The sequence below is a fragment of the Streptomyces sp. NPDC049970 genome (assembly GCF_040660235.1).
GTDB lineage: Bacteria > Actinomycetota > Actinomycetes > Streptomycetales > Streptomycetaceae > Streptomyces.
This window is the reverse complement of the sequence record NZ_JBFALP010000005.1, coordinates 49,145-68,632: the sequence shown is the minus strand read 5'-3', so window position 1 is coordinate 68,632 and position 19,488 is coordinate 49,145. Positions and strand designations below refer to the sequence as shown.

Below are 19,488 nucleotides of genomic sequence, written 5' to 3'. Positions count from 1 at the left end.
GGGTCGTCTCCTCAGTTCTCTGCCGCGAGTCCGGCCTTGACGGCCCGGGCGAACTTCACGACGCGCTCGGCCTGGACGCGGGCGGCGGTCAGGGTCTGCTCCCCGACGGGGATGTCGCCCTGCCCGGAGACGTGCGAGGTGCCGTACGGATTGCCGTCGACGAACTTCGACGGGTCGGTGTAGCCGGGAGGGACCAGGATGCCGCCGAAGTGGTGGATCGTGTTGTACAGCGCGAGCAGGGTCGACTCCTGGCCGCCGTGGGCGGTGCTGCTGGCCGTGAAGCCGCTGTAGACCTTGTCCGCGAGCCGGCCCGCCTGCCAGAGGCCGCCCAGCGTGTCCAGGAACTGCTTGAGCTGGGCGGCGACGTTGCCGTACCTGGTCGGCGTACCGAAGATCACCGCGTCCGCCCAGACCATGTCGTCCGGCGACACCTCGGGAACGTCGGCGGTCGCCGTCGCGTGGGCGGCCCAGGCCGGATTCGAGTCGATGGCCGCCTGCGGGGCGAGCTCGGCGGTCTTGCGCAGCCTCACCTGGGCGCCGGCGTTCTCGGCGTCCTTGGCGAGGGCCCGGGCGATGGTGGAGATCGTGCCGGTGGCGGAGTAGTAGACGACGGCGACGTTGACGGACGTGGGCATGCGGGAACCTCCGATAAGGGGCGTTGGCGTACCGCGGTGGGGAGGGGCGCGGTCAGGACCTGCTGATCACGGCGGCTGTTCCGTAGGCGCAGACCTCGGTGCCCACGTCCGCCGCCTCGCTCACGTCGAACCGCATCATCAGCACCGCGTTGGCGCCGCGTGCCCTCGCCTGGTCGACGAGGCGCTCCATCGCCTGGTTGCGGGTCTCCACGAGGGTCTTCGTCAGCCCCTTCAGCTCGCCGCCGATCATCGACTTCAGCCCCGCACCGATCTGGCTGCCGAGGTGGCGTGAGCGGACCGTGAGCCCGAACACCTCACCGATGACCTCGGTCACCTGATGGCCGGGTACGTCGTTCGTCGTGACGACCAGGACGTCCGCCTGGGGTGTCTGTCCGCCGCCGAATTCCTCAATGCCCATGACGTGGCACCTCCTGCGGAAAGCTTTGCCCCGGTTCGCGCCGTGCGCATCCTCGCTTACGCCAGTGGAACCCAGGCGTCCGCCGCAGCGTTGATAGCTTGGGGCGGCCACGCAGCCGCGCACACCGACCAACCCTGGAGCCCGGACCCTTGAATACGCTTGCGCTCGGCCCGAGCTGGCTGGACCCGGATTACCTGCTCAACACCTTCGGGCTGCCCGGCCTCCTGCTCATCGTGTTCGCCGAGTCCGGACTGCTGATCGGGTTCTTCCTGCCCGGTGACTCCCTGCTGTTCACCACCGGTCTCCTGGTCACCACGGGCGATCTGAAGTACCCGCTGTGGCTGGTCTGCGTGCTTGTCGCGCTGGCGGCCATCGTCGGCGACCAGGTGGGCTACCTCTTCGGCCGGAAGGTGGGACCGTCGCTCTTCAGGCGCCCGGACTCCCGTCTCTTCAAGCAGGAGAACGTCGAGAAGGCGCACGACTTCTTCGAGAAGTACGGACCGAAGTCGCTGGTGCTGGCCCGCTTCGTGCCCGTCGTCCGGACGTTCACGCCGATCATCGCCGGTGTCAGCCGGATGAACTACCGCTCGTTCATCACGTACAACATCATCGGCGGCATCCTCTGGGGCGTCGGCGTGACGGTGCTCGGCGCGGCCCTCGGCAAGATCGACTTCGTGCACGAGAACATCGAGATGATCCTCATCCTGATCGTTCTGATCTCCGTGGTGCCGATCGCGATCGAGTTCCTCCGGGCCCGAGGCAGGTCCAGGAAGGAGGCCGCCGCGCAGCAGCGGGAGGGCCATGGCCCCTCGGGCGAGGGCCCGGACGCCGGCCCGTACGGCGACGACGGCCACGGCCCGGACGCCGGGCCCTACGACGACGGCCGGAACGGCCCGTACGGCGGTGGCCCGCAGGCCGGCGCGTACGACGGCGGCCGGACGGACGACAGGTACGACGCGGGCCGCACGGCCCCGTACGGCGGCGGCCAGGCCACCCCGTACGGCAACGGGCAGTACGACGCCGGGCAGGCGGGCCAGTACGGCGGCCAGGCCGCCCCGTACGGCGGTCAGCAGGACCAGTACGGGCCGCAGCAGGGCCAGTACGGCGCGGGACAGGCATCTCCGTACGGGCAGGGCCAGTATGGCGCGGATCAGCAGAACCAGTACGGCGCTCAGGCCTCCCCGTACGGCGGCAACGGCCAGTACGGCGGCGGCCAGCAGGGCCAGTACGGGCAGGGGCAGCAGCAGGGCCAGTACGGGCAGGGGCAGTACGGCACGGGCCAGGACCAGGGCCGGTACGGCGGCGGCCAGGCGGCTCCGTACGAGAACGGTTCGTACGGCTACGGCGACGGCGGGTACGGCACGGGCCAGGCCGGCCCCGTCCCGTACGGCACCGGTGGCCAGGCCGATCCGTACAACCGTGGCCAGGACGGCCGTCACCGCGGTGAGCAGCGTCCCGGTGGCGGTGGCCGCGGGGACGACCAGGACGGTGGCCCCGAACAGTACGGCTGGCAGGACCGGCGCTGACCCGGAACACCTGACGGCGCCCCGCTCCCACGAGACCGTGTGGGAGCGGGGCGCCGTTCGTGTGCGGGTCAGAAGCCCCGGGTCCGCTTGGCCGCCCGGCGCGGCGCACCCTCGACCGTCCCCGGCACACGCATGAACAGCCGGGAGATCTCACTTCCCAGGTTGACCCCGATGGCGATCGCCAGGGCCGTGGCGACAGCGGTGAAGAGTGAGGTGAGCCCGGTGTCCACCTCGTTCTGCGCGATGCCCAGCAGGCCGAAGTAGGTCGCCGAACCGGGCAGCAGCGGGCCGATCGCGGCCGTGATGTAGGGCAGCGACGAGGTGTAGCGGTAGCGCGAGAACAGCTGGCCGAACAGCCCCACCAGGCCGGCCGCCACCGCCGTCGCCGCCACCGGTGAGATGCGGCCCTCGCGGGCCATCGCCCCGAAGATGATCCAGGCCACGCCTCCGTTGAGGGTCACCGCGAACACCGTGGAGCGGTCCTGTTGGAGCAGGATCGCGAAGGCCAGGGTCAGGGCCATCGAGGCCAGGATCTGGAGCACCGGCCTGTCGTTGGCGATGAACCGGGCCTCGGGGTTGAGCTCCGCGCCGAGCTGGACCCCCAGGTAGAGCATCAGCAGGACGCCACCCACGATGCCGATGAAGAAGTACATGACCTCCAGGAGCCGGGCTCCCGCGGTGATGTAGTAGCCGGTCAGGCCGTCCTGCACCCCGGCGACCAGGGCCCGTCCGGGCAGCAGCGCGAAGAGCCCACCGGTGATCACCGCCGACGGCCGCACATCCGTCGAGTGGGTGAGGGTCAGTGCGATGCCCATCGCGGCCGGAGGCATGGCCGCGACCATGAACTGGTAGAACTCGGGCAGCCCGCGCCCGGCGCACAGCCAGGCCAGCCGGTCGCCGAGCATCGCGCCCGCCGCCGCCACGATGAAGACCAGCACGCCACCGCCGACCAGCACCGATGCCGAGCCCGCGAGCAGACCGGCGGCGGCCGTCAGGGCCCAGCCGGGATACGGGTGCCGGTTACGGCGGATCTCCGCCAGGCGCCGGTAGGCCTCCTCCAGCGAGACCTCGACGTGTTCCGCCGAGGTGATGTCGTCGATCAGCCGGAACACGGCCGCCAGCCGGGTGTAGTCGGTGCCGCGGCGGCGTACGGTGCGGCTGGCCGTGATGGGGTCGTCTACCAGCGACGGCTGGTACGAGATGGACAGCAGCGTGAAGGTGACCGTCGGCTCGGAGCGGTCGAGCCCGTACGAACGCGTCACAGCGAACATGGCCGCCTCGACGTCCTCGGCCCCCTCGCCACCGGCCAGCAGCAGTTCGCCGATACGCAGCGTCAGGTCGAGCACGCGCGGTACGGCGGGACCCGAGTCATCGGTCCGCTGCACCGTCTCGGGTGCCGGACGCTCGGTCACGGGCATCCGCAGCATCGTGCGCATCCGGTCCTGCCAGGGGGCTTCCTTGGTCAGCCGGAACATCGGGATGCCGTGCGCGGGAGTGAAGGCGGGCGGCTGCTGCTGTGCGTTGTACCCGCTCGGCGGTACGAACGCGGACGACAGCGTGTCGGATCCCGAACCGCTCCCCGCCCCGGAAGCGGAACCCTGGCCCGATGCCGAGGACGCCGACGGATCCGGGTGCAACCCAGCCGGAAGGGCGAATTCCGATGTGGGGTGGTCGTCTTCGTGCGCAGCCGTCGAATGCCCCGTACCGGGCGGCGGGACGAAGGCACTGCGTGCCTCGTCGGACTGGGGCTTCTGGTCCTCGGGACCGCCCTGTTCCGCCACTGCTCTCGACCTCGTTCCTTCTCGACCGCCCGCCCTGGGAGCGCTTCTGCCCAGTATGGGCATGGACATGGGCCGTCACGCACAACGGGCGGCGCACCGGTGAAGGTGCGCCGCCCGTTGGTCTCGTGATCAGTGGGGCCGACAGGCCCCGGGTGCCGTGATCCGCACCGTCCCGCCGCTGAGCGGAACCGGAAGGATCACGTCAGTGCGCGCCGCCCTGCGCCTCGAGGCGCTTGTAGGAGGCCTCGATCTCGGCCTCGGCCTCGGTGCGGCCGACCCAGTCGGCGCCCTCGACGGACTTGCCGGGCTCCAGGTCCTTGTAGACCTCGAAGAAGTGCTGGATCTCCAGGCGGTCGAACTCGGAGACGTGGTGGATGTCGCGCAGGTGCTCGACCCGGGGGTCGGACGCCGGGACGCACAGCAGCTTGTCGTCGCCGCCGGCCTCGTCGGTCATCCGGAACATGCCGATGGCACGGCACTTGATGAGGCAGCCGGGGAACGTCGGCTCCTCGAGGATGACCAGCGCGTCCAGCGGGTCGCCGTCCTCGCCGAGGGTGTTCTCGACGTAACCGTAGTCCGCCGGGTAGCTGGTCGAGGTGAAGAGTCGACGGTCCAGACGGATCCGCCCGGTCTCGTGGTCCACCTCGTACTTGTTCCGCGAACCCTTCGGGATCTCGATAACGACGTCGAACTCCACGGGTGGCTCCTCCATGATCAACACATACGACTGATGGTTAAGTGTCCCTCACGCAGACGAGTGCTCGCGAAAGGGGCTGGTCAACGGTGGCCGAGCCGGTGCGCAAACCGACGGAGGAACCGTTGAGCAGGTGGGGCAGGTGGAAAGCCCCGCAGTACCTGGGACACGTGATCGGGTCGGGGAACCGCCGGCTGGTGGCAGGCTCCGCGGTGCTCGGCCTGGTGGTCGCCGCCGGTGCCGTCCTGGCCTCCGGTCCCTGGGACTCCGGTCAGCGTAAGGCCGAGCGGGACCGGGCGGCCGTCCGGCAGCACTCAGGTGGCGCACATCACCAGGGGACGGCGCCCGACGGGCCGGAACCGGCGCCCAGCGCCCCCGCCGTACTGGGCGCCCTGGGGGACACCGCAGGCCTCACCCCGACGGGTGCGAAGGGCCTGGAGGCCGTGCTCACGCCTCTGTTGGACGCGCCGGAGCTCGGCACCGTGCGCACCGCGGTGGTCGTGGACGCGGCGACGGGCAAGCAGCTCTACGCCCGCGGGGCCGGGACCCCGATGACCCCCGCGTCCACGGTGAAGATCGCCACGACAGCCGCCGCGCTCTCGGCGCTCGGACCGCGCCACCGCATCGCCACGACGGTCCGCCTGTCACCGGACTCCCGGACGCTCACCCTCGTCGGCGGCGGCGACCCCACGCTCGACGGGACGGCCCTGCGCGCCCTGGCCGCCGACACCGCGCGCTCGCTGCGGGACGCCGGCACCGGGCCGGTCGAGCTGACGTACGACACCTCGCTGTACTCGGGGCCCGCACTGCACCCCATCGGCCCCAACGAGAACATCTCCCCCGTCAGCGCGCTCATGGCCGGTGAGGGCCGTCTCGACGGCAGCGACCGGGGGCCGGCGCCCCGCACCGACGACCCGGCCGGGGACGCCGCGCGCACCTTCGCCGGCCTGCTCGACGACGCGGGTGTCGACACCCGCTCGGAGCCCGCGTCCGCACGGGTGGCGGCCGGGTCCAGGACGGTGGCCACGCACCTGTCGAAGCCGCTCTCCGCCATCGTCGAGCGTGCCCTGACGAACAGCGACAACGACATCGCCGAGGCGCTGGCCAGGCAGACCGCGCTGAAGGCCGGTGAGCCCGCCTCCTTCGCCGGGAGCCGCCGCGCCGTCACCGCCCGGCTGAAGGCGCTCGGGCTGCCGCTGGGCGGCGCGGACCTGGCGGACGGCAGCGGCCTCGACCGCGCCGACAAGGTGACGGCGGGCCTCCTGGCCGAGCTGCTCGCGCTCGCCGCAGATCCGGACCACCCGGAGCTGCGCCCGGTCCTCACCGGCCTCCCGGTCGCCGGTTTCAGCGGCACCCTCGGCGACCGGTACACCGCGCGGTCCGCGGGCACGGGGCTCATCAGGGCCAAGACGGGCACGCTCACCGGCGTGAACAGTCTCGCCGGAACCGTGGTGGACGCGGGTGGACGACTGCTCACCTTCGCCTTCCTCGCCTCGGGCACCACGTCCCCGGGCGGCGCGCAGGCCTCTCTGGACGCTCTTGCCACCACACTCGCCGAAGGCACCCGGTGAGCGGCTGACACCCCACCACGGAGCGCCCACCTCACGTACGGTTGACGCATGACGAGCATCGGTGGTGCCGAGATGGTCGACTGGAATCTCGCAGTCGCGACCGCGACCAGGTTCGTACGGCCGGGTCCCGAGATCAGCCGTGAGGAGGCCAGGGCCGTGGTCGCCGAGCTCCGCCGGCATGCCAAGGCCTCGGAGGAACACGTCCGTTCGTTCACCCGGATGATCCCGGAGGGGCACGAGCCGGAGGACACCCCGGTCCTGGTCGTCGACCGGGCCGGCTGGATCAGGGCGAACGTCGCGGGCTTCCGCGAACTGCTGCGCCCGCTGCTGGGCAAGATGCAGGAACGGCGCGGCGGCGGCCCCGGCGGAGCCGTGCTCGGCGCGGTCGGCGGCAAGGTGACAGGCGTCGAACTGGGCATGCTGCTGTCCTTCCTCGCCTCCCGCGTCCTCGGCCAGTACGAGACGTTCGCCCCCGCCACCCGGGAGTTCCCCGCCTCCTCCAAGGGCGGTGGCCGGCTCCTGCTCGTCGCCCCGAACATCGTCCACGTCGAACGCGAACTCGAGGTCGACCCGCACGACTTCAGGCTCTGGGTGGCCCTCCACGAGGAGACGCACCGCACCCAGTTCACCGGGGTCCCGTGGCTCCGTGACCATCTGCAGGGCGAGATCCAGTCGTTCCTCGAAGAGACCGACGTCGACCCGATGACCGTGCTCGAACGCCTCCGGGAGGCGGTGCAGACCTTCTCCGGTGGCAGCCGCCCCGAGGGCGAGCGTGGCGAGGAGGGCGACGACGGCGGGCGCAGCCTCGTCGAACTCGTCCAGACGCCTTCCCAGCGGGAGATCCTGGGCCGGCTCACCGCCGTGATGTCCCTGCTCGAAGGACACGCGGACTTCGTCATGGACGGGGTCGGCCCCGACGTGGTGTCCTCCGTCGCCGAGATCAGGGAGAAGTTCCAGCAGCGCAGGGCGCGCGGTGCGAGCAGGCTCGACCTGGCGCTGCGCAAGCTCCTGGGGCTGGACGCGAAACTGCGGCAGTACCGCGACGGCGAGAAGTTCGTGCGGGCCGTGGTGGAGGAGGTCGGTATGGACGGCTTCAACCGGGTGTGGACGTCGCCCAACACCCTCCCCACCAAGGCCGAGATCGCCGCGCCCGCGGACTGGGTGGCCCGGGTGCACCGCAGGGCGGACTCGTGACCACGGCCCCTCGTGTTGCAGGAGATTGACCCTCCTATCACCCATCCGAGGGACCATGGGGGCATGGGAAGGCGTGCAATGCTCGATGAACAGCTTGGCTCTGTCACCATCGACGCACTCTGAGTGACGGCGGGACCTTGTCCCGGCCACGCTCGGAGGCGCCCCCCCAAACCTCACCCGAAGGGCACCGGACATGGGTCCCCATCCTGCGGTCGCGGCGATACGCCTGGCGGTCCGCCGCGTACTCCACGACGTCGTCACCGAACACAACCGGCACACCGAACAGGCCGGCCACGCCGAACTCGCCGAAGCCGGGACGGGCGGGCGGCGTTCCGCCCTTCCCGAACGACCCGATACCCCGCTGGTGCTCGTCGCATGCTCCGGGGGCGCCGACTCCATGGCCCTCGCCTCGGCCCTCGCGTTCGAGTCGCGCAAGCTACCGGTTCGCGCCGGTGGCATCACCGTCGACCACAACCTCCAGCCGGGCTCGGACCTCCGCGCCGACGAGGTCGTCGCCCGGCTCGCCGAGATGCACCTCGACCCGGTCGAGGCCGTCGCCGTACGGGTGGGCCACGACGGCGGGCCGGAGGCGGCCGCCCGTGACGCCCGCTACGCCGCACTGGACGCCGCCGCGGAGCGCCACGGCGCCGCCGCCGTCCTCCTCGGGCACACCCGTGACGACCAGGCCGAGACCGTGCTGCTGGGCCTGGCCCGCGGGTCGGGCATCCGCTCGCTATCCGGGATGGCCGCGGCCTCCGGCCCCGCCGGCCGCTACCGCCGCCCCTTCCTCCAGCTCGACCGGCAGACCGCCCGCAAGGCCTGTCTGGTCCAGTCGATCCCCGTCTGGGACGACCCCCACAACATCGACCCCGCCTACACCCGTTCCCGGCTGCGCCACGAGGGCCTGCCCGCCCTGGAGAAGGCGCTGGGCAAGGGAGTGGTGGAGGCGCTCGCCCGTACGGCCCAGCTCTCCCGTGACGACGCCGACGCCCTCGACACCTGGGCGGCGGAGGCGGCCGGCTCGGTCCGTGACGACGCCGGGCGGCTGGAGTGCTCCAAGCTCTCGGTCCTGCCGCCCGCGGTACGCCGCCGTGTCCTGCGCCGTGCCGTGATCGACGCCGGGTCCCCCGCGGGCTCGCTCTTCGCCCGTCACATCGAGGAAGTCGACCGGCTGATCACCGGCTGGCGCGGCCAGGGCGGCATCAACCTGCCCGGCCGCGTCGAGGTGCGACGGCAGGGTGGCAGACTGGTGATTCGGCAGAGCTGAAGCGCAAGCGGCTGAAGTGCAGGCGAGACGCCGGTCCGGCCCGGGGAACAGTCCGGACCGGCAGGCAGAGAAAGAGACGCGGGTGAACGAGAAGGACATGGGCACCGACCTTCAGTCGGTGCTCCTCACCAAGGAAGAGATCGACGCGAAGCTCGTCGAGCTTGCGGCGAAGATCGACGCGGAGTACGCGGGCAGGGACCTGCTCATCGTCGGCGTGCTCAAGGGCGCGGTGATGGTCATGGCGGACCTGGCCCGCGCACTGTCCACCCCCGTCACCATGGACTGGATGGCCGTCTCGTCGTACGGCGCCGGCACCCAGTCCTCCGGCGTCGTACGGATCCTCAAGGACCTCGACACCGACATCAAGGGCAAGCACGTCCTGATCGTCGAGGACATCATCGACTCCGGTCTGACGCTGTCCTGGCTGCTGACCAACCTCGGCTCGCGCGAACCGGCGAGCCTGGAGGTCTGCACCCTTCTCCGCAAGCCGGACGCGGCGAAGGTCGCGATCGACGTGAAGTGGGTCGGCTTCGACATCCCCAACGAGTTCGTCGTCGGCTACGGCCTGGACTACGCGGAGAAGTACCGCAACCTCCCCTTCGTCGGTACGCTCGCCCCGCACGTCTACGGAGGCTGAGGAGTCCGCCCCGCCCGCACCGGCCGCGCCCGGCCCAACCGGGCCGGACTCCCGGGAACCCTTGCGGCGTTCGGGCCGTTGGAGCCTTCGAAGACGGGTTTGTCGGACGTCCCCTGCGGTCACGGGTGACAATGCTGGGGTACGGTCCGAAGAACAGTCTTTTCTCACAGCAGCATTTACCTACGGGCAGGAGGGACGGGGCGACTTCGCTCCGTATGGATGGACGTGAAGCGATACTTCCGTGGGCCGGTCATGTGGATCGTGCTGGCCGTCCTCGCCGTGGTCGTGCTGATGCAGGTCGTCGGCTCGTCCGGCGGCTACAAGACGGTGGACACCGGCAAGGTGATCCAGGCGATCAGCAAGAACCAGGTGGAGCAGGCCAAGCTGACCACCGGTGACGAACAAATCCTGAAGATCGAGCTGAAGGACAAGGAAAAGCTCAAGGGCGAGTCCGGCAGCAAGTTCCAGGCGAGCTACATCGGCAACCAGGGTGTCGAGCTTGCCGACACGCTGCAGAAGAAGTTCGAGAGCGGTGACATCGAGAAGGGTTACACCGTCTCGCCGTCGAAGCAGTCCCCGTTCGTCTCGATCCTTCTCTCCCTGCTGCCCTTCGTCCTGATCGTGGTCGTCTTCCTGTTTCTGATGAACCAGATGCAGGGTGGCGGTTCCAAGGTCATGCAGTTCGGCAAGTCCAAGGCCAAGCTGATCACCAAGGACACGCCCAAGACGACGTTCGCCGACGTGGCGGGCTCGGACGAGGCCGTCGAGGAACTCTACGAGATCAAGGAATTCCTCCAGGAGCCGGCGAAGTTCCAGGCCGTCGGCGCCAAGATCCCCAAGGGCGTCCTGCTGTACGGGCCGCCCGGCACGGGTAAGACGCTGCTCGCTCGCGCGGTCGCGGGCGAGGCGGGTGTGCCGTTCTACTCGATCTCCGGTTCCGACTTCGTCGAGATGTTCGTCGGTGTCGGCGCCTCCCGTGTCCGTGACCTCTTCGAGCAGGCCAAGGCGAACGCTCCGGCGATCGTCTTCGTCGACGAGATCGACGCCGTCGGCCGGCACCGCGGTGCCGGCATGGGCGGCGGTCACGACGAGCGCGAGCAGACGCTCAACCAGCTGCTCGTCGAGATGGACGGCTTCGACGTGAAGGGCGGCGTGATCCTGATCGCCGCCACGAACCGGCCGGACATCCTGGACCCGGCGCTGCTGCGTCCCGGACGCTTCGACCGGCAGATCGCCGTCGACCGGCCGGACATGCAGGGCCGCCTCGAGATCCTCAAGGTGCACCAGAAGGGCAAGCCGGTCGCGGAGGACGTCGACCTCAACGCGGTCGCACGGCGTACGCCCGGCTTCACGGGTGCCGACCTGTCGAACGTGCTGAACGAAGCCGCGCTCCTCACGGCGCGCAGCAACAAGAAGCTGATCGACAACCACATGCTCGACGAGGCCATCGACCGAGTCGTGGCGGGTCCGCAGAAGCGGACCCGGATCATGTCCGAGAAGGAAAAGAAGATCACCGCGTACCACGAGGGCGGACACGCCCTGGTCGCGGCGGCCTCACCCCAGTCGGACCCGGTCCACAAGATCACGATCCTCTCCCGCGGACGCGCCCTCGGTTACACGATGGTGCTCCCGGAGGAGGACAAGTACTCCACGACGCGCAACGAGATGCTCGACCAGCTGGCGTACATGCTGGGCGGGCGCGCGGCCGAGGAGCTGGTCTTCCACGACCCGACGACCGGCGCTGCGAACGACATCGAGAAGGCCACGGCAACGGCCCGCGCGATGGTCACGCAGTACGGCATGACGGAGCGTCTGGGCGCGATCAAGTTCGGCGGCGACAACACCGAGCCCTTCGTGGGCCGGGAGATGGGCCACCAGCGCGACTACTCGGAAGAGGTCGCGGCGCTCGTCGACGAGGAGGTCAAGAAGCTCATCGAGACCGCGCACAACGACGCGTGGGAGATCCTCGTCGAGAATCGCGACATCCTCGACGCCCTGGTCCTCGAGCTTCTCGAGAAGGAGACGCTCGGCAAGGACCAGATCGCGGAGATCTTCGCCCCGATCGTGAAGCGTCCGGCCCGCCCGGCGTGGACCGGTTCCTCCCTGCGTGCCCCGTCGACGCGTCCGCCGGTGCTCTCTCCCAAGGAGCTGGCCCTGACCAACGGCAGCGCCAACGGGTCCGCCACACCGGAGATCGCTCCGACGGACATGTCGAAGGGCAACGGCCCGTCCACCGAGGCGCTCCCCGAGGACCGCCCCGAGAGCTAGCCCTCCTGCCCGATCGGGTGTGGCCCCTGTCACGGGGGCTCCACCAGGCCCGGAATGGAAGCCGCGCCCCCCAGGTTCTAGCCTGTGGGGGCGCGGCTTTTTCGTACGGCCCGCGCTGTGGCTGCCGTAGTCCGTGTGTCAGGGCGGGCCCGCGCATGTGACTGCACAGAGGAACGAGGCACAGATGACCGACCCGGTGACGCTCGACGGGCAGGGTCCGATCGGCGTATTCGACGAGAAGCGGGCCGAGTCCGCCGTACGGGAGCTCCTCATCGCGGTCGGGGAGGACCCGGACCGCGAGGGGCTGCGCGAGACCCCGGGCCGGGTGGCACGTGCGTACAAGGAGATATTCGCGGGCCTCCACCAGGAGCCCGAGGACGTCCTGACGACCACCTTCGACCTCGGCCACGACGAGATGGTGCTGGTCAAGGACATCGAGGTGTTCAGTACCTGCGAGCACCACCTGGTGCCGTTCCGCGGTGTCGCGCACGTCGGCTACATCCCGGCGACCAGCGGCAAGATCACGGGACTGTCCAAGCTGGCCCGTCTGGTCGACGTCTACGCCCGGCGGCCCCAGGTCCAGGAGCGGCTCACCACCCAGATCGCCGAGTCCCTCATGGCGATCCTGGAGCCGCGCGGGGTCATCGTGGTCGTGGAGTGCGAGCACATGTGCATGTCGATGCGCGGCATCCGCAAGCCCGGGGCCAAGACGATCACCTCGGCCGTCCGGGGCCAGCTGCGGGATCCGGCCACGCGCGCCGAGGCGATGAGCCTCATCATGGCGCGATGACACGCGGGGCGCGCTGACTCGGGTTGCCGGCTGACCGCGTGACGCGGGGGCGGGTGCGTCGGGACGGTGCGGCGATGAGTTCGCGGGGCGGGGAGAGTCAGCAGTGGTGGAAGCCGGCCGCAGGGCCGGATCCACTCCGAGAGGATCTCCCATGTCATTCACTCACGTGCTCGCCGTGGCGCCCGTAACGGCGTTCGAACCCGCGGTGGCCTGGTACGAGCGGTTGTTCGGCCGACCTGCCGACACCAGGCCGATGGACGGGCTGGCCGACTGGCACATCTCCCCGGACGCCTGGCTCCAGGTCTTCCGTTCGCCCGAACAGGCGGGTGGGGCCCTGGTGAATCTGGTGGTGGACGATCTGGACAGGACGCTGGCGGAGCTCGGTGGCCGGGGGATCACGGCCGGTGAGACGCAGCCGGGTGCGCGTGGGGTGCGGTTCGCAGCCGTCCACGACCCCGACGGGAACCGGGTCACCCTGATCGAGAACCCGGTGGCTGACTGACGGTTCCGCTGGGGACAGGTCCCCGCGGTGCCGGCCGGTCCCGGCGCGATCCGTACGTGAGGCCCTCGACCTCAGACTGCCTGGGTCCCGTGCCGGTCCTGGTCCCCGTGCTCCGGGAGCTTGCAGACGCGTTCGAGGAAGAAGGCCGCCGCGACGACCGCGATGCCCGCCAGGACCGCGAAGCCCGCGTAGACGGCCTGGTCACGTCGGGGCGGCATGTCGAGGGAGCCGAGCAGGAAGACCCCCACGCCGCCGTACATCCCCGCCACCAGCGAGGCGACGAGAGCGCTGGCCTGCCCGAACACCAGGGCGCGCGCCGCCATCAGCGGTTCCACGCCCTTGGCGCCCGGGCGCCGCTCCCGCTGGGCGCGCAGCCGGGCGCGGACCGAAAGAGCCGTGGCGAGCAGGACAACGGCGATCGCGGCCAGCACGACGGGTGCGGCGAGCGGCACGCTCGGCAGGGTCCCCAGGGAGTCCCAGAGCCGGGCCGCCGCCCAGGAGAGCACCCCGGCCCCGGCGAAGAGCCCGGCCAGCAGCCTGAGCCGTAGTTGCTTCACCGAGAGTGCCGCCCTTCGCCGCCGTTGCCGTGTCGTCCGCGCAGTCCGTGCGGTCCGTCCTTGAGCCTAACGACTACTCGGGGAGCCGGAGTTCCAGGTCGGGCCGGGGAAGCACTCCCTCGCGTCCCAGACCGGCCAGCAGATCGGCGACCGGGCCGGCTCCGGGCAACTGGGCCTCCGGGTCCACGTCGTGCCACGGGGCGAGGACGAAGGCACGCTCGTGGGCGCGAGGGTGCGGAAGGGTGAGCTGCGGGTCGTCGGAGACCACATCGGCGTACGACACGATGTCGACGTCGATGGTGCGCGGTCCCCAGCGCTCCTCGCGGACCCGGTCGAAGGCCTCCTCGATGGCCTGGCCGCGCTCCATCAGGGAGGACGGGGGCAGGGTCGTCTTCACCACGACCACCGCGTTGAAGTAGGACGGCTGGGAGCCGGGGTCGACGCCCCAGGGCTCGGTCTCGTAGACCGGGGAGACGGCCTTGACCCGCAGGCCGGGCGTGTCCTCAAGGGCGTCGACGGTGCCCTGGAGGGTCTCGAGCCGGTTGCCGAGATTGGAGCCGAGGGAGATCACGGCCCGTTTCGGGTTGGAGAGGGTGATGTCCGCGGCGTCCACCTGCTCGACCACGGAGGTGGGCACCGGCTGTACGGTCGGGTCGCTCTGGCCCTCGGTGGAAAACGCGGTCATGCTCGGCTCCGGGTGATGGTGATGGTCACGTCGTCGAAGGGGACCGTGATCGGGGCGTCCGGCTTGTGGACGACCACTTCGACCTCCAGGACCCCTTCGTGCTTGAGGCACTGCTGCGCGATGCGTTCCGCGAGGGTCTCGATCAGATCGACGGGCTCACCCTTGACGACGTCGACGACCTCCTCCGCGACCACCCCGTAGTGGACGGTCTTCGTCAGGTCGTCCGCGGCTGCCGCGGGACGGGTGTCGAGGCCGAGCACCAGGTCCACGATGAAGGTCTGGCCCTCTTCCCGTTCCCTGGGGAAGACACCGTGGTGCCCACGGGCCTTGAGGCCGCGCAGCGCGACATGATCCACGCGAATCACTCCTGCTGTTGTCGTCTCTGGAGACACCCGGCCGCGTGCGGGCGGTAAGGCGCCTTCTGCCGAATCTACCCGCGAGCACCGACAGCTCCTGCCCGCGGGGGACACGGGCCCTGCGGGGGGCTGGTAGCCCCGTCTACCCCGTGAGGGCGGATCCAATCCTGCCGGAGCGCTGCCGACGCGGCCGACCCGGTCAGGGCGACGGTTCCTCGTCGTCCTCTTCCTCACCGGTGTCGGCCAGTACGGGTGAACCGTGGTGCGACCAGAGCTTCCAGCCGTCCGGCGTACGGCGGAACACGTTGGTGGCGACGACGAGCTGGCCGACGAGCGGACCGAGCTCGCTGCCCTCCGCCGCCGGACCGCCGCTGAGGATGTTCTCGGTGCAGGTCACCAGGGCTGTGTCCCCGGTCATCGAGACCCCGACATCGGTCAGGAAGAACTGGATGTAATCGGTGTTCGCCATGATGAGCGCATAGCTCCGCAGCACCTCGCCGCGGCCCGTGAGCACCGGCCAGCCCGGGTGGACGCAGGAGACGGTGAGGTCCTCGCCGGGCAGCCAGAGGGCCGAGAGCCCGTCGAGGTCACCGCGCTCCATCGCCTCGTAGAAGGCGGTGTTGGCCTGCTCGACCTCCGCGATGTCGGCGGCGGCCCCGTGATCGTCACGCGGGGTGTTCACGCGGCCCCCTCGACGGCGCGGGCCACCCGCACCGCGTCGGCGGTGGGCCGTACGGCATGCACCCGGACGGCCCAGGCGCCCGCACCGGCGGAGAGCGCCGAGATCGCCGCGGTCGCGGCGTCGCGTTCCCGGGCCGGAGGCGGGGTCGTGCCCTCGCCGGCGAGGACATGGCCGAGGAACCGCTTGCGGGAAGCGGCGACGAGGAGCGGCCGGCCGAGGTCGTGCAGCCGGTCGAGGTGGGCGATCAGCGCCAGGTCCTGGGCGGCGTTCTTGGCGAAGCCGAGTCCCGGGTCGATCACGATCCTCGCGGGATCCACCCCGCCGTCGACCACGGCCTCCATGCGGGCACGCAGCTCGGAGACGACTTCGCCCACCACGTCCTCGTAGACCGCCCGGCTGTTCATCGACTCGCTGAAGCCGCGCCAGTGCATGACGACGAACGGCACTCCGGCGTCGGCGACGACGGGGATCATGCCCGGGTCGGCGAGGCCACCGCTCACGTCGTTGACCAGTGCCGCACCGGCGGCGACGGACTGCTCGGCGACTCCGGCCCGCATGGTGTCCACGGAGACGGTGACGCCCTCGGAGGCCAGTCCGCGTACGACGGGGATCACCCGGCGCAGCTCCTCCGCCTCGTCGACCCGGCTCGCGCCCGGGCGGGTCGACTCGCCGCCCACGTCGATCAGATCCGCACCCTCGGCCGCCAGTTCGAGACCATGCTTGATCGCCGCCGTGGTGTCGAACCAGTGGCCGCCGTCGGAGAAGGAGTCGGGCGTCACATTGACGACGCCCATGACCGCGCAGCGGTCCCACTCCGGCAGACCCCGCACTGTGCCCCGTCCTCGCAACGTACTCATGCGACCAGCCTAGGCCCGTGAAGGGGCCCGCCGGGTCGCACCGGACACGGCGCACCCGGGGGCGCGGTGCCCGCGCCGCGTCCCGTGCGCCCCTCGCCGACGAGCCTGCGCGTCCGTCAGCGGCCGTGCCGCCTCGTCGGCCTCGGAACCGCACATCGGCGCCGCCTCCAGCCGGACAGGCCTGTCCCGGTCCGGTGGGACGGACTCGGCGGTTCCGCGGGACGGGTGTGGCCCGGTCCGGTCGGGCGGACGTGCCGGTTCAGCCGACCCGACCCGGCGCGGGGCGCCCGCCTGGCCGGCGGCGGTGTCTCACGGGGCGTCGACGCCCGCCACGGTCTCCACCGCGACCTCGGCGCGCGGCACGTCCTGCGCGTCCGCGTCGATCGAGCGGCGCAGGGCCTCGTGGAGGCGGGCCGGGGTGAGCACGCCGTGGAAGCGGCCCGTGCCCTCCTCGTCGATCACGGCGATCCAGCCCGCGTCGTGCTGCAGCATCGTGGCGAAGGCCTGCTTGAGGGGCGCGCCGAGCGGGAGCCACGCCTCCATGCGGCGGGCGTGCTCACGGACCGTGCCCTTGGCCGTCGACGCGTCGCCCGCCGGGATCCAGCCGTGCAGTTTGTCCTGACCGTCCAGCACGACCGCCCAGCGCGCGCCTTCCGCCCGCAGCCGTTCGGTCGCCCGCGCCAGCGGATCGTCGAGGTGGACGACCGGCGGCTGGTCCAGGTCGCTCTCCTCGATGGGTGTGACCGAGAGACGCTTCAGGCCGCGGTCGGCCCCGACGAAGTCGGCGACGTACGGCGTGGCAGGGGCCCCGAGCACCGTGGCCGGGGTGTCGAACTGCTCGACGCGGCCCTGTCCGTACACGGCGATTCGGTCGCCGAGCCGGACGGCCTCCTCGATGTCATGGGTGACGAAGAGCACGGTCTTGCGAACCTGCGCCTGCAGTTTCAGGAATTCGTTCTGAAGTCTTTCCCGGACGACCGGGTCGACCGCCCCGAAAGGCTCGTCCATCAGGAGCACCGGCGGATCCGCGGCCAGGGCCCTTGCCACGCCCACGCGTTGGCGCTGGCCGCCGGAGAGCTGCTCGGGATAGCGGTCGCCGTAGACGGAGGGATCCAGTCCGACGAGATCCAGCAGTTCGGCGGCGCGCTCCTGCCCCTTTCCGCGCTTCCAGCCCAGGAGATGGGGAACGGTCGCCGTGTTCTCCAGGACCGTTTTGTGCGGGAAAAGGCCGACCTGCTGGATGACGTAACCGATACGACGGCGCAGCCGGACGGGGTCGATGGCGGATATGTCGTCCCCGTCGAGGAGTATCCGGCCCTCGGTGGGTTCGATCAGGCGGTTCACCATCTTCATGGTGGTCGTCTTGCCGCAGCCGGAAGGTCCGACGAGCGTGACCAGTTCACCCTCGGCGACCTCGAAGGAAAGGTCGTCGACGGCTGTGGTGCCGTCCGCGTACCGCTTGGTGACGTGCTCGAAACGGATCATGATTCCCCATTGTGGCGCGGGTTATGTGAAGCCCATGTTGCCGGAATACGACAGCCTCGGCGATTGTCAGTGGTCGAGGATAGGGTCTTCGGGTGACGGAACCTTGTGCGGCATCGCGAGGGCGAACAGGAGGTGGGGACGGATGGCCGAGCAGAACTGCCTGGTGGCGAACGACTGGATCTGCGGGGAGTATCTGCGTTCCCGCAGCCATGAGCTGACCGAAGCGACCGTCCAGCACATCTGGATCACGGCGGCCTCCGTGCTGATAGGGCTCGCGGTGGCATTTCCGCTCGCGCTGCTCGCACGCCGCGGCCGGCATTTCGCGGGACCCGTGCTGGGCCTCACCACCGTGCTCTACACCGTGCCGTCGCTGGCGATGTTCTCGCTGCTGCTGCCCCTCTTCGGGCTGTCCGCGGCGCTCGTCGTCACCGGCCTGGTGCTGTATTCGCTGACGATTCTGGTGCGCAACATCCTGGCGGGTCTGGAAGCGGTTCCGCAGGAGGCCAGGGAAGCCGCGAAGGGCATGGGGTACGGGCCCGGCCGCCTCCTCTGGGAGGTCGAGCTGCCGCTCGCGCTGCCCGCCCTCATGGCCGGACTGCGGATCGCCACGGTGTCGACCGTCGCGCTGACCACGGTCGGCTCCCTCGTCGGCAAGGGAGGCCTCGGCAACCTCATAGAAGACGCGCTGCCCAGCTTCTTCAAGGCCCAGGTGCTCACCGCGTCCGTGCTCTGCGTGCTGCTCGCGGTGGGCGCCGACCTGCTGCTGCTCGGCGTGCAGCGCCTGCTCACGCCCTGGACCCGGATACGGACGCCCGCGAGGGCACCCGGCGGGCCGGGCATCGCCAAGACGGAGGCCGGCTGATCCATGGGAGTCCTGGGAGAGGCCTGGACCTGGCTCACCACCGGTGCCAACTGGTCGGGGGACGGCGGCGCGACGCAACGCCTCGGTGAGCATCTGTACGTCAGCGGGGTCGCGCTCGCGGTGGCCTGCGCCATCGCCTTGCCGATCGCGCTGTACCTGGGGCATGTGGGCAAGGGGGGCGCGCTCGCCGTCAACATCTCCAACGTGGGCCGGGCCGTACCGGTGTTCGCGGTGCTGGCCCTGTTCATGATGACCCCCCTGCGGAACTCCGGATATCTGCCCACCGTCATCGCGCTGGTGCTGTTCGCCGTGCCCCCGCTGCTGACCAACGCCTACGTCGGGATGACGGAGGTGGACCGGTCGGTGGTGGAGGCCGCGCGCGGCATGGGGATGTCGGGTGCCCAGCTCTTCGTGCGGGTCGAGCTCCCGCTCGCCTATCCGATGATCATGAACGGCCTCCGGTCCGCCGCCGTCCAGGTGGTCGCCACCGCCTCGATCGCGGCGATGGTGGGCCTCGGCGGCCTGGGACGGATCATCACCGCCGGATTCAACACCTACGACACGGCACAGGTCTTCGCCGGTGCCGTACTCGTCGCCCTCCTGGCCCTGGTGGTGGAGGGTGTGCTCGTGGCGCTGGACCGGCTGCTGTCGCCGCTGCGCCGCCGGGCCGTATGAACGCGCTGGCTATTCGGACTGTGCACACCATTTTTTCGCGGACGGA

General features: G+C 70.5%; 20 protein-coding genes and 1 tRNA gene. 10 read left to right on the top strand and 11 right to left on the bottom strand.

The window, feature by feature from the left end:
- Nucleotides 1–11: 11 nt before the first annotated feature.
- Both wrbA and AB0I83_RS11500 read right to left on the bottom strand, forming a co-directional pair.
- Nucleotides 12–635, bottom strand: a complete 624-nt coding sequence (gene wrbA, locus AB0I83_RS11505; protein WP_356532422.1) for an NAD(P)H:quinone oxidoreductase — start codon at nucleotides 633–635, stop codon at nucleotides 12–14.
- 52 nt (nucleotides 636–687) lie between these two features.
- Complete coding sequence (locus AB0I83_RS11500; RefSeq protein ID WP_356532423.1) at nucleotides 688–1,053, bottom strand: YbjQ family protein; 366 nt, start codon at nucleotides 1,051–1,053, stop codon at nucleotides 688–690.
- Nucleotides 1,054–1,202: 149 nt separating this feature from the next.
- On the opposite strand from AB0I83_RS11500, the gene AB0I83_RS11495 reads away from it, so the two are divergent.
- Nucleotides 1,203–2,579 carry a VTT domain-containing protein gene (locus AB0I83_RS11495; RefSeq protein ID WP_363304421.1) on the top strand — a complete coding sequence of 459 codons (1,377 nt, stop codon included), beginning with the start codon at nucleotides 1,203–1,205 and terminating at the stop codon, nucleotides 2,577–2,579.
- A 68-nt stretch (nucleotides 2,580–2,647) separates the two neighbouring features.
- On the opposite strand, the gene AB0I83_RS11490 is transcribed toward AB0I83_RS11495, so the two are convergent.
- Both AB0I83_RS11490 and AB0I83_RS11485 read right to left on the bottom strand, forming a co-directional pair.
- Entirely contained in the window at nucleotides 2,648–4,360 is a 1,713-nt protein-coding gene (locus AB0I83_RS11490) for a threonine/serine exporter family protein (protein ID WP_363304420.1), read from the bottom strand.
- 202 nt (nucleotides 4,361–4,562) lie between these two features.
- Nucleotides 4,563–5,057 (bottom strand): inorganic diphosphatase, encoded by a 495-nt coding sequence (locus AB0I83_RS11485; protein WP_185302784.1) that lies wholly within the window; start codon nucleotides 5,055–5,057, stop codon nucleotides 4,563–4,565.
- A gap of 86 nt (nucleotides 5,058–5,143) precedes the next feature.
- Here AB0I83_RS11485 and dacB point away from each other — a divergent pair, with 86 nt between their 5' ends.
- The 6 genes from dacB to folE all read left to right on the top strand — a co-directional run bounded on the left by dacB (nucleotide 5,144) and on the right by folE (nucleotide 12,781).
- Nucleotides 5,144–6,625: a D-alanyl-D-alanine carboxypeptidase/D-alanyl-D-alanine-endopeptidase gene (gene dacB / locus AB0I83_RS11480; RefSeq protein WP_356841969.1), complete on the top strand. Its 1,482-nt coding sequence runs from the start codon at nucleotides 5,144–5,146 to the stop codon at nucleotides 6,623–6,625.
- Between the two features lie 48 nt (nucleotides 6,626–6,673).
- Nucleotides 6,674–7,819 (top strand): zinc-dependent metalloprotease, encoded by a 1,146-nt coding sequence (locus tag AB0I83_RS11475; RefSeq protein ID WP_356532430.1) that lies wholly within the window; start codon nucleotides 6,674–6,676, stop codon nucleotides 7,817–7,819.
- Between the two features lie 193 nt (nucleotides 7,820–8,012).
- Entirely contained in the window at nucleotides 8,013–9,086 is a 1,074-nt protein-coding gene (gene tilS / locus AB0I83_RS11470; RefSeq protein ID WP_356532432.1) for a tRNA lysidine(34) synthetase TilS, read from the top strand.
- Nucleotides 9,087–9,183: 97 nt separating this feature from the next.
- Nucleotides 9,184–9,723, top strand: coding sequence for a hypoxanthine phosphoribosyltransferase (hpt, locus tag AB0I83_RS11465; RefSeq protein ID WP_355764611.1), 540 nt, complete (start codon nucleotides 9,184–9,186; stop codon nucleotides 9,721–9,723).
- A gap of 219 nt (nucleotides 9,724–9,942) precedes the next feature.
- Nucleotides 9,943–11,991, top strand: a complete 2,049-nt coding sequence (ftsH, locus tag AB0I83_RS11460) for an ATP-dependent zinc metalloprotease FtsH (protein WP_356532434.1) — start codon at nucleotides 9,943–9,945, stop codon at nucleotides 11,989–11,991.
- A gap of 184 nt (nucleotides 11,992–12,175) precedes the next feature.
- Complete coding sequence (folE, locus tag AB0I83_RS11455) at nucleotides 12,176–12,781, top strand: GTP cyclohydrolase I FolE (protein WP_356532436.1); 606 nt, start codon at nucleotides 12,176–12,178, stop codon at nucleotides 12,779–12,781.
- A 176-nt stretch (nucleotides 12,782–12,957) separates the two neighbouring features.
- On the opposite strand, the gene AB0I83_RS11450 is transcribed toward folE, so the two are convergent.
- Nucleotides 12,958–13,044, bottom strand: a tRNA-Thr gene (locus tag AB0I83_RS11450).
- On the opposite strand from AB0I83_RS11450, the gene AB0I83_RS11445 reads away from it, so the two are divergent.
- Nucleotides 13,035–13,283 carry a VOC family protein gene (locus tag AB0I83_RS11445; RefSeq protein ID WP_356532438.1) on the top strand — a complete coding sequence of 83 codons (249 nt, stop codon included), beginning with the start codon at nucleotides 13,035–13,037 and terminating at the stop codon, nucleotides 13,281–13,283. The two genes, AB0I83_RS11450 and AB0I83_RS11445, sit on opposite strands and share 10 nt — an antisense overlap.
- 71 nt (nucleotides 13,284–13,354) lie before the next feature.
- On the opposite strand, the gene AB0I83_RS11440 is transcribed toward AB0I83_RS11445, so the two are convergent.
- The 6 genes from AB0I83_RS11440 to AB0I83_RS11415 form a co-directional block, all read right to left on the bottom strand.
- Entirely contained in the window at nucleotides 13,355–13,840 is a 486-nt protein-coding gene (locus AB0I83_RS11440) for a DUF3180 domain-containing protein (protein WP_356532440.1), read from the bottom strand.
- 73 nt (nucleotides 13,841–13,913) lie between these two features.
- Nucleotides 13,914–14,525, bottom strand: a complete 612-nt coding sequence (gene folK, locus AB0I83_RS11435) for a 2-amino-4-hydroxy-6-hydroxymethyldihydropteridine diphosphokinase (RefSeq protein ID WP_356532442.1) — start codon at nucleotides 14,523–14,525, stop codon at nucleotides 13,914–13,916.
- The gene (folB, locus tag AB0I83_RS11430) at nucleotides 14,522–14,881 is read right to left on the bottom strand and encodes a dihydroneopterin aldolase (RefSeq protein WP_356532444.1); all 360 of its coding nucleotides are present in this window, start codon (nucleotides 14,879–14,881) and stop codon (nucleotides 14,522–14,524) included. Before folB ends, folK begins: the two co-directional genes overlap by 4 nt.
- A 199-nt stretch (nucleotides 14,882–15,080) precedes the next feature.
- Entirely contained in the window at nucleotides 15,081–15,563 is a 483-nt protein-coding gene (locus AB0I83_RS11425; RefSeq protein ID WP_356532446.1) for a nuclear transport factor 2 family protein, read from the bottom strand.
- Nucleotides 15,560–16,420 carry a dihydropteroate synthase gene (folP, locus tag AB0I83_RS11420; protein WP_363304419.1) on the bottom strand — a complete coding sequence of 287 codons (861 nt, stop codon included), beginning with the start codon at nucleotides 16,418–16,420 and terminating at the stop codon, nucleotides 15,560–15,562. Before folP ends, AB0I83_RS11425 begins: the two co-directional genes overlap by 4 nt.
- 309 nt (nucleotides 16,421–16,729) lie before the next feature.
- On the bottom strand, nucleotides 16,730–17,905 hold the full coding sequence (locus tag AB0I83_RS11415; RefSeq protein ID WP_356532448.1) for a betaine/proline/choline family ABC transporter ATP-binding protein: 1,176 nt from the start codon (nucleotides 17,903–17,905) through the stop codon (nucleotides 16,730–16,732).
- Nucleotides 17,906–18,047: 142 nt separating this feature from the next.
- Between AB0I83_RS11415 and AB0I83_RS11410 the strand changes: the two genes are divergently transcribed.
- A complete protein-coding gene (locus tag AB0I83_RS11410; RefSeq protein WP_356532450.1) occupies nucleotides 18,048–18,767 on the top strand; it encodes an ABC transporter permease in 720 nt (239 codons plus the stop codon).
- A 3-nt stretch (nucleotides 18,768–18,770) separates the two neighbouring features.
- Complete coding sequence (locus AB0I83_RS11405) at nucleotides 18,771–19,442, top strand: ABC transporter permease (protein ID WP_356532452.1); 672 nt, start codon at nucleotides 18,771–18,773, stop codon at nucleotides 19,440–19,442.
- Nucleotides 19,443–19,488 lie beyond the last annotated feature (46 nt).